Source organism: Streptomyces sp. CC224B, assembly GCF_030010595.1.
Classification (GTDB): Bacteria; Actinomycetota; Actinomycetes; order Streptomycetales; family Streptomycetaceae; genus Streptomyces; species Streptomyces longispororuber.
Genome location: NZ_JASCXL010000039.1, coordinates 66,781 through 75,716 on the forward strand (window position 1 = coordinate 66,781; position 8,936 = coordinate 75,716).

Annotated in this window: 8 protein-coding genes and 1 pseudogene; 3 read left to right on the forward strand and 6 right to left on the reverse strand. The window is 71.2% G+C overall.

Going from position 1 to position 8,936, the window contains the following annotated elements; translation table 11 throughout:
- Window positions 1-79 precede the first annotated feature (79 nt).
- The 3 genes from thpR to QK440_RS17675 all read right to left on the reverse strand — a co-directional run bounded on the left by thpR (window position 80) and on the right by QK440_RS17675 (window position 2,667).
- Complete coding sequence (gene thpR / locus QK440_RS17665) at window positions 80-646, reverse strand: RNA 2',3'-cyclic phosphodiesterase (RefSeq protein WP_282794069.1); 567 nt, start codon at window positions 644-646, stop codon at window positions 80-82.
- Window positions 647-721: 75 nt separating this feature from the next.
- Window positions 722-2,107 carry an MFS transporter gene (locus QK440_RS17670; RefSeq protein ID WP_282794070.1) on the reverse strand — a complete coding sequence of 462 codons (1,386 nt, stop codon included), beginning with the start codon at window positions 2,105-2,107 and terminating at the stop codon, window positions 722-724.
- 122 nt (window positions 2,108-2,229) lie between these two features.
- Window positions 2,230-2,667, reverse strand: coding sequence for a MarR family transcriptional regulator (locus QK440_RS17675; protein ID WP_282794071.1), 438 nt, complete (start codon window positions 2,665-2,667; stop codon window positions 2,230-2,232).
- A 166-nt stretch (window positions 2,668-2,833) separates the two neighbouring features.
- Here QK440_RS17675 and QK440_RS17680 point away from each other — a divergent pair, with 166 nt between their 5' ends.
- Window positions 2,834-3,010 carry a toxin-antitoxin system HicB family antitoxin gene (locus QK440_RS17680; protein WP_282794072.1) on the forward strand — a complete coding sequence of 59 codons (177 nt, stop codon included), beginning with the start codon at window positions 2,834-2,836 and terminating at the stop codon, window positions 3,008-3,010.
- 107 nt (window positions 3,011-3,117) lie between these two features.
- Here the strand turns inward: QK440_RS17680 and QK440_RS17685 are convergent, their stop codons facing one another.
- On the reverse strand, window positions 3,118-4,560 hold the full coding sequence (locus tag QK440_RS17685) for an NCS2 family permease (RefSeq protein ID WP_282794073.1): 1,443 nt from the start codon (window positions 4,558-4,560) through the stop codon (window positions 3,118-3,120).
- 293 nt (window positions 4,561-4,853) lie between these two features.
- On the opposite strand from QK440_RS17685, the gene QK440_RS17690 reads away from it, so the two are divergent.
- On the forward strand, window positions 4,854-5,132 hold the full coding sequence (locus QK440_RS17690) for a DUF2530 domain-containing protein (protein ID WP_282794074.1): 279 nt from the start codon (window positions 4,854-4,856) through the stop codon (window positions 5,130-5,132).
- Window positions 5,133-5,213: 81 nt separating this feature from the next.
- A complete protein-coding gene (locus QK440_RS17695) occupies window positions 5,214-7,616 on the forward strand; it encodes an HAD-IC family P-type ATPase (RefSeq protein WP_282794075.1) in 2,403 nt (800 codons plus the stop codon).
- A 47-nt stretch (window positions 7,617-7,663) separates the two neighbouring features.
- On the opposite strand, the gene QK440_RS17700 is transcribed toward QK440_RS17695, so the two are convergent.
- On the reverse strand, window positions 7,664-8,440 hold the full coding sequence (locus QK440_RS17700; protein WP_282794076.1) for a calcium-binding protein: 777 nt from the start codon (window positions 8,438-8,440) through the stop codon (window positions 7,664-7,666).
- A 172-nt stretch (window positions 8,441-8,612) separates the two neighbouring features.
- Window positions 8,613-8,936: pseudogene (locus tag QK440_RS17705) on the reverse strand (calcium-binding protein); the annotation flags it as partial.

Below are 8,936 nucleotides of genomic sequence, written 5' to 3' on the forward strand. Positions count from 1 at the left end.
AACGGGCGGGGCCGGAGCGCCCCGGACCGGGCCCGCGCAGCCCCGCGGCCCGGACCGGCAGGGGCTCCGTACGCGGGGCTCAGCCCCGGCCCAGGGGCCACACGGCGAGGCGCTCGTAGCGGGGCCGGGTCCCGGGCGCCCCGCCCACCGGCAGGTGGCTGCGGACCAGAGCCAGCTCGTCCGCCTCCCAGACCGCGCCCTCGAAGGGCGCCAGCGCCTCCACGTACGGCCGCAGGTCCGCCTCGCCCCGCGCCCGGGCCACCGTGAGGTGCGGGTGGAAACCCCGCCGCGCGTCCACGGCGACGCCCGCCCGCCGGGCACCCGCCTCCGCCCGCCCGGCCAGCAGCCGCAGCGCGGCCACGTCCCCCGCCACCCCGGCCCACAGCGCCCGCCCGCCGAAGTGCCCGCCGCCCCGCAGCATCAGCGGGAACGGCTCGGTGCGCCGCGCCGCCCGCGCGTACCGCGCCTCGAGGTCCGGTACGAGCCCGTCGTCGACCTCACCGAGGAACGCCAGCGTCAGGTGCCACCCCGCACGCTCCGTCCACCGCAACGCCTCGGCCCCGGGCAACCGCCGCACCCCCGCAACCCACATGCCCAGCTCGGCCACCACGGCTTCAGGCGGCAGTACCGCCGCGAAAAGTCTCATGAGCACACCTTTGCAGCGCCCCGAAGGGGCGCGGGGAACTGCGCGAGCAACCACATCCGCCCCGCACCCGAAGGACTACCGCAAGGCCCCGGCCCCTACCCCGGCCCGAGCTTGAGCTTGAGGCCGAGAGTCCAGCCCCTCCCGGGGCACAAAGGCCACGACCCGCTGCCCGCGCCGCAGGTCCACCCGCAGCCGCAGGCCCGCCGCCCGCGCCAGCACCAGCCCCACGCACAGCGAGGCGAGCGCCACCACGAGCCCGCCGACGGCGAAGCTCACGCGGACCCCGTACGCGTCGGTGAGCCAGCCGAAGAGCGGGCCGCCGAACGGCGTGCCGCCGACGAACACCATCATGAACAGGCTCATGACCCGCCCCCGCATCTCGGGGTCGGTGGCCATCTGCACAGAGGAGTTCGCGGTGACGTTGACGGTCAGGCCGAGCGCGCCCACGGGCAGCAGCAGCGCCGCGAAGACGTACGCGCTCGGCACCGCGGCCACGGCGACCAGGGCCACGCCGAACAGCCCGGCGGTGGCGGTGAGCATCCGCAGCCGGGAGGACCGGCGCCGCGCGGCGAGCAGCGCGCCGATCAGTGACCCCGCCGCCATCAGCGTGGTGAAGGCCGCGTACAGGCCGGACCCGCCGTGGAAGACGTCGTCGGCGTACGCGCTCAGCCAGATGGGGAAGTTGAAGCCGAACGTGCCGATGAACCCGATGAGGACGATCGGCCAGATCAGCTCCGGGTGCACGCGCACATAGGCGAGGCCCTCGCGGAGCTGGCCCTTGCCGCGGCGCGGCGCGAGCGGCGTCGGGGTCAGCTCGCCGGTGCGCATCAGCAGCAGGCCGGTGATCGGCGCCAGGAACGACAGGCCGTTCGCCAGGAAGGCCCAGCCGGGCCCGACCGCGGCGGTGAGGACACCCGCGACGGCGGGGCCGATCAGCCGCGCGGACTGGAAGTTGGCCGAGTTCAGGCTGACGGCGTTGCGGACCTGGTCCGGGCCGACGAGCTCGGGGACGAAGGACTGGCGGGCGGGGTTGTCGACGACGGTCACGAGGCCCGTGAAGAACGCCGTCAGGTACACGTGCCAGACCTCTACGTGGCCCGAGAGGGTCATCGCGGCCAGGAAGAGGCCGCCGAGGCCCATCGCGCCCTGGGTGACGAAGAGCAGGTTCCGCTTGGCGAAGCGGTCGGCGATGACACCGCCGTACAGGCCGAAGAGCAGCATCGGCAGGAACTGCATGGCCGTCGTGACGCCGACGGCGGCGGAGGATCCGGTGAGGCTCAGGACCAGCCAGTCCTGGGTGATGCGGGCCATCCAGGTGCCGGTGTTCGACACGACGGCCCCGGCCGCGAAGAGCCGGTAGTTCCGGATCCGCAGCGAGCTGAACATCGAGGTCTTGGCGGGGATCTTCTTGTCGTAGGTGGTCGGTGCGGGGGCGGAGTCTGCTCCGGATCCCGTACTCAACAGGTTCGCCTCCTTGGACGCGGATTACGTACGTAGGTCACTCACGGGCCACTCATCGGTGAGGACGGTGAGGACGGTGAGGACGGGCGGAGCGGGCCCACGGGGGGCCCGCGCGGGCACGGTCACGTGTGCGCCAGCTTCTCGAGCACCGGCGCGGCGGCCCGGAGCTTCTCCCACTCCTCGTCGGACAGCCCCTCCGCCAGCGTCGCGAGCCACGCGTTCCGCTTGCGCCGGCTCTCCTCCAGCATGGCCTCGGCCCGCTCGGTCTGCGTGACCACCTTCTGGCGGCGGTCGTCGGGGTGCGGGTCGAGCCTGACCAGGCCCTTGGACTCCAGGAGCGCGACGATGCGGGTCATCGACGGCGGCTGCACGTGTTCCTTGCGGGCGAGCTCGCCCGGTGTGGCGCTGCCACAGCGGGCGAGGGTGCCGAGCACCGACATCTCGGTGGGGCTCAGCGACTCGTCGACCCGCTGGTGCTTGAGCCGACGGGACAGGCGCATCACGGCGGAGCGCAGCGAGTTCACGGCGGCGGCGTTGTCGCCATGGGAGAGGTCCGGCATGGTCTTTAGAGTAACTCATTACCCAGACTAAGTACCACTCGGTTTCCCCCGGGCGGCGCTCCCGATGCCCGTGATTCCGGGCACAGAACCCTCGCGTCACCCGTACGAGTGAGTCGACGCCGGAAAGCCGCCCGTCCCCCGTCCGTGGACGGCGACCCTGTCCCGCATGGGATCGACAGTGCTCAGCCTGCGGATAGACAGTGAGCTGCACGACCGGCTGCGGCAGCACGCCGCCAAGAGGGGCATGAGCGTCCAGGACTATGTGGTCCGGGCGCTCGTACGGGACGACTTCGACGAACGGTTCAAGACGTCCGTCGAGCGGACGGAGAGGTTCTACGCCTGAGCCGCCGGGTCCCGCCTCGCGGGGCCGGATCCGCCCCGGGGAACGCCGAAGGCGCCGCGCCCGGGCTCGGGACCCGGACGCGGCGCCTCGCGCGAGGCCGCGCCGCGCTAGGTGAGGTCGAGCGCGGGCATCAGGTAGTAGAAGGCGAAGACCGCCGACACGGCGTACATCGCGACCGGCACCTCGCGGCCGCGCCCGGCCGCAAGCCGGAGCACCGTGAAGGTGATGAAGCCCATGCCGATGCCGTTCGTGATCGAGTACGTGAACGGCATCATCAGCATGGTCACGAACGCCGGGATCGCGATCGTGTGGTCGCCCCAGTCGATCTGGCCGATCGAGCCGGACAGGATCAGGAAGCCGACCGCGAGCAGCGCGGGCGTGGCCGCCTGCGAGGGCACCATCGTGGCGAGCGGCGTGAGGAAGAGCGCCACGGTGAACAGGCCGCCGGTGACCACGTTGGCGAGGCCGGTGCGGGCGCCCTCGCCGACGCCCGCGGTGGACTCCACGAAGCAGGTGGTGGCCGAGGAGGACGAGGCGCCGCCCGCGGCGACCGCGATGCCGTCGACGAAGAGGACCTTGTTGATCCCGGGGAAGTTGCCCTTGTCGTCGGTCAGGTGGGCCTCGTCGCCGACGCCCATGATCGTGCCCATCGCGTCGAAGAAGCACGAGAGCAGCACGGTGAAGACGAACAGGATCCCGGTGAGGACGCCGACCTTCTCGAAGCCGCCGAACAGGCTGATCTCGCCGACCAGCCCGAAGTCCGGGGTGGAGACCGGGTTGCCGGGCCACTCGGGGGTCGTCAGGCCCCAGGAGGGCACGTCCGCCACCGCGTGGATGATCATCGCGAGGGCGGTCATGACGACGATGGACAGCAGGATCGCGCCGGGCACCTTGCGCACGAGGAGCACCAGCGTGAGCAGCACGCCGAGGACGAAGACGAGGACCGGCCAGCCGTTGAGGTGGCCGTCGCCGCCGAGCTGGAGCGGCACGGTGGTGTGGGCGGCGTCCGGGATGCGCGAGACGAAGCCCGCGTCGACGAGGCCGATCAGCATGATGAACAGGCCGATGCCGATCGCGATGCCCTTGCGCAGGCCGAGCGGCACCGCGCTCATCACCCGCTCCCGCAGGCCGGTCGCGACGAGCAGCATCACCACGAAGCCCGCGAGCACCACCATGCCCATGGCGTCCGGCCAGGACATCCGGGGCGCGAGCTGGAGCGCCACCACGGTGTTCACGCCGAGGCCGGCGGCGAGGGCGATGGGCACGTTGCCGATGACGCCCATGAGGAGCGTGGTGAACGCGGCCGTCAGCACGGTGGCGGTCACGAGCTGCTTGTTGTCGAGCTGGTGACCGTACATGTCCTTCGCGCTGCCGAGGATGATCGGGTTCAGCACGATGATGTAGGCCATCGCGAAGAAGGTCGCGAAGCCGCCGCGGACCTCCCTCGCCAGGGTGGAACCCCGCTCACTGACCTTGAAGTACCGGTCCAGACCCCCCTGCGGAGCGTTCGGCGGCGGGGAGTCGACCGGGGCGGGGGTCGAGGGGGGCATGCGGGACCTCGTGACCTGAGTGACTGGGGGTGACTGGAGTGGCTGGGTGACTGGGGTGACTGCGGTGATCAGAATGTGCCGAGCCTGCGCGATCTTGTACGTTCATACGAGCGCAACCGGCCATACAGAAGCCGTTTCAGTATGAATACATGAGACCGAATTGGCTATCTCCGCGCGTAGACCCCTAGGGGGATCGCGCGGACCTCCCGGGGGGAGCGGAAAGCCGACGAGCCCGCCCGGGCCCCGGCCCCCTTCCCGTCCGAGGCCCCGGGGCCAGGAATAAGCTGGGGCGCATGGCGAAGTGGACACCGAAGCACGAGGCGCCGGAGCCCCTGGAGGGGCCCGTCGTCGCCACCATCACCGGCGGCACGATCCTCTGGTTCGTCCTCTTCCTGGTCCAGCTGCCGTTCTACGGCTGGTTCGACGACCGCGGCTCCACGTGGTGGGTGTGGACCTGCCTGGCCGGCGGCGGCCTCGGTCTGATCGGCGTCTGGTACGTGCGCAGGCGGGACGCGGCGATCAAGCGCGCGGCGAACGCGTCTCCACCCCCCGCCGTACGGGATGCGACCTGAGGACAAACCCCCTCCTACTGTGGTCGGATCTTTGCGGGATTCGAGGGGTGGAGCCCCACCGCCCGCCGTACCGTCGAGACCATGACGCACATCGACGCGGGCGCTGAGCTGGACCCGGTCCACCCGGTGGCGCCTCCCCCGGGACGAGCCACGGGACTGACGTCGGCCGAGGTCGCCGAGCGGGTCGCCCGCGGCGAGGTCAACGACGTACCGGTCCGCAGCAGCCGCTCCACGACCGAGATCATCCGCGGGAACGTCTTCACCCGCTTCAACGCGATCATCGGCGTGCTCTGGGTGATCATGTTGTGTGTCGCACCGATCCAGGACAGCCTCTTCGGCTTCGTGATCGTCGCCAACACCGGCATCGGCATCATCCAGGAGCTGCGCGCCAAGAAGACCCTCGACGGCCTCGCGGTGATCGGCGAGGCGAAGCCGACGGTGCGGCGCGACGGTGTGGCCGCGGAGATCTCCACCTCCGAGATCGTCCTCGGCGACCTGGTGGAGCTGGGCCCCGGCGACAAGATCGTCGTGGACGGCGAGGTGGCCGAGGCCGACGGCCTGGAGGTCGACGAGTCCCTGCTGACCGGTGAGGCCGACCCGGTCCTGAAGAAGCCCGGCGACAAGCTGATGTCGGGCTCCTTCGTGGTCGCGGGCGGCGGCGCGTTCACCGCGACGAAGGTGGGCCGCGAGGCGTACGCCGCGCAGCTCGCGGAGGAGGCGAGCCGTTTCACGCTCGTCCACTCCGAGCTGCGCTCGGGCATCTCCACGATCCTGAAGTACGTGACGTGGCTGATGGTCCCCACCTCGATCGGCCTCGTCATCTCCCAGCTCGTCGTCAAGGACGACAACTTCAAGGAGTCGATCGCCTACACGGTCGGCGGCATCGTCCCGATGATCCCCGAGGGCCTGGTCCTGCTCACCTCGGTGGCCTTCGCGATCGGCGTCATCCGGCTCGGGCGCAAGCAGTGCCTGGTGCAGGAGCTGCCCGCGATCGAGGGCCTGGCCCGCGTCGACACCGTCTGCCTGGACAAGACGGGCACCCTCACCGAGGGCGGCATGGACGTCACCGAGCTGCGGCCCCTGGGCGACGCGGACGAGGCGTACCTGCGCAAGGTCCTGGGCGCCCTCGGCGAGTCCGACCCGCGCCCCAACGCCTCTCTCCAGGCCATCATCGACGCCTACCCCGACAGCGAGGAGTGGCGCTGCACCGAGTCGCTGCCGTTCTCCTCCGCCCGCAAGTACAGCGGCGCGAGCTTCAGCGAGGGCGACGGCGAGAACTCCACCTGGCTCCTCGGCGCGCCCGACGTGCTGCTGCCCGACGGGGACCCGGCGCTCGACGAGGTCGGCCACCTCAACGAGCAGGGCCTGCGCGTGCTGCTGCTCGCCCGCGCGGCCGGGGACCTCGACGCCCCGGACGTCGCCTCCGGGGCGCGGCCCGCGGCCCTGGTCGTCCTGGAGCAGCGGCTGCGCCCCGACGCCGCCGACACCCTGCGCTACTTCGAGGAGCAGAACGTCCAGGCCAAGGTCATCTCCGGGGACAACGCGGTCTCGGTCGGCGCGGTGGCGGCGAAGCTGGGGCTGCCCGGCGCGGAGAACACGGTGGACGCCCGCCGGTTGCCCGCCGAGCGGGGCGAGATGGCCGGCGAGCTGGACGCCAACGCGGTCTTCGGCCGCGTGAGCCCGCAGCAGAAGCGGGACATGGTCGGGGCGCTGCAGTCCAAGGGCCACACGGTCGCCATGACGGGCGACGGCGTCAACGACGTGCTGGCCCTGAAGGACGCCGACATCGGCGTCTCCATGGGCTCCGGCTCCGAGGCGACCCGCGCGGTCGCCCAGATCGTGCTGCTGAACAACAGCTTCGCGACGCTGCCGTCGGTGGTGGCCGAGGGCCGCAGGGTCATCGGCAACATCACCCGCGTCGCCACGCTGTTCCTGGTCAAGACCGTCTACTCGGTCGTGATCGCGCTCCTGGTGGTCTGCTCGCAGGTGGAGTACCTCTTCCTGCCCCGCCACCTGACCCTGCTGTCCACCCTGACGATCGGCGTCCCGGCCTTCTTCCTGGCCCTGGCCCCCAACAAGGAGCGCGCCAAACCCCACTTCGTCCGCCGGGTCATGCGCTACGCCCTGCCCGGCGGCATCGTCGCGGCGCTCGCCACCTTCGCGACGTACCTGCTGGCCCGCCACCACTACACGGGCGAGGGCGCCCGCGAGGCCGAGACCAGCGCGGCCACGCTCACGCTCTTCCTGGTCTCCCTCTGGGTCCTGGCGATCATCGCCCGCCCGTACACCTGGTGGCGGATCGGCCTGGTGGCCACGATGGGCCTCGGCTTCCTGCTCGTCCTGACCGTCCCCTACCTCCAGGACTTCTTCGCCCTGAAGCTGGTCGGTACGACGCTGCCGTGGGCGGCGGTCGGCGTCGCGGCGGCCGCGTCGGCCGTGATCGAACTGGCCTTCCGCCTGGTCGACCGCCGCGTACCGGCGTAGCCCCGGGCCACGCCGGCCGCCGCCCCGGGGCGGCGGCCGGCGACACGTCAGCGCACGTCGACGGCGTCGCCCGCGGAGGTGACGGCCGGGGTCGTCGAGGACCCGGCGAAGACGTACCGGAAGGTGCCGTCGGCCGAGGCCTTCACGGTGGTCCTCAGCTTGCCCCGGGCGTCGGTCTTCACCGTCTTCACGGTGGTGTAGGCGCTCGCGCCCTTCTTCTTGAACTGCAGCTTCACCGGCTGCCCGGTGTACCCGGCGTACGTCCGCGTCTCCCAGTTCGCCCGCGTCAACGCACCCGCGACCGTGAGGGCCTTGCCCTTCTTCACCGGCTCCGGGGACGCGTTGACCGTCAGCCTGGCGGCGCGCTTGACGGAGAACTTCTCGTACGAGTCGAGGACGATCATGTCGTCGTCCTCGCCGTGCGCGTAGGCGAAGACCTTCCATCCACCGGCGAGGGAGTTCTTCTTCACGTTCGTCCTCGGGTCGGCGAGGACGGTGCCTCGACAGGTGAGCGTCTTCGCGTTCACCTCCGTGCACCGCAGACCGGAGTTCTCGTCGAAGAGCATTGTGCCGTCGGCCTCGGCGTACCGCGGCCCGTGCCACAGGATGGCACCGGCGACACGGACGCCGTCCGGATCAGTCGCGGTGACCGAGACGGTGACCTTCTTCGCGGAGGTGCCCACCACCACGTCCTTGCCGCCGTTGACGGTGACATCGGTGATCCGGGTGTCCCCGTCGATCTCGTCCGCGTGCGCGGCCGGAACGGCGAGGGCGGACAGGGCCAGAGCGCCGGTGAGCGCGGCCACGGTGGCGCGTATGCGCATGTGATTCCCCAGGTGGAGAAGGGAAGCCCCACGTGCCTGGAGCGGCACGTGGGGCTCCGGTGATCGAGGAGCCTGTTGACTCGCAGGATCAGACATGCGACGGGTGTCACCGGTTGTACGCCGATGCTCAACTCACCGTAAAACCGTGCGGAGTCAGGGGTTGGGGGCCTCGTCAGCGCACGTCGACGGCGTCGCCCGTGGAGGTGACGGCCGGGGTCGTCGAGGACCCGGCGAAGACGTACCGGAAGGTGCCGTCGGCCGAGGCCTTCACGGTCGCCTTCAGCTTGCCCCGGGCGTCGGTCTTCACCGTCTTCACGGTGCTGTAGGCGCTCGCGCCCTTCTTCTTGAACTGCAGCTTCACCGGCTGCCCGGTGTACCCGGCGTACGTCCGCGTCTCCCAGTTCGCCCGCGTCAACGCACCCGCGACCGTGAGGGCCTTGCCCTTCTTCACCGGCTCCGGGGACGCGTTGACCGTCAGCCTGGCGGCGCGCTTGAC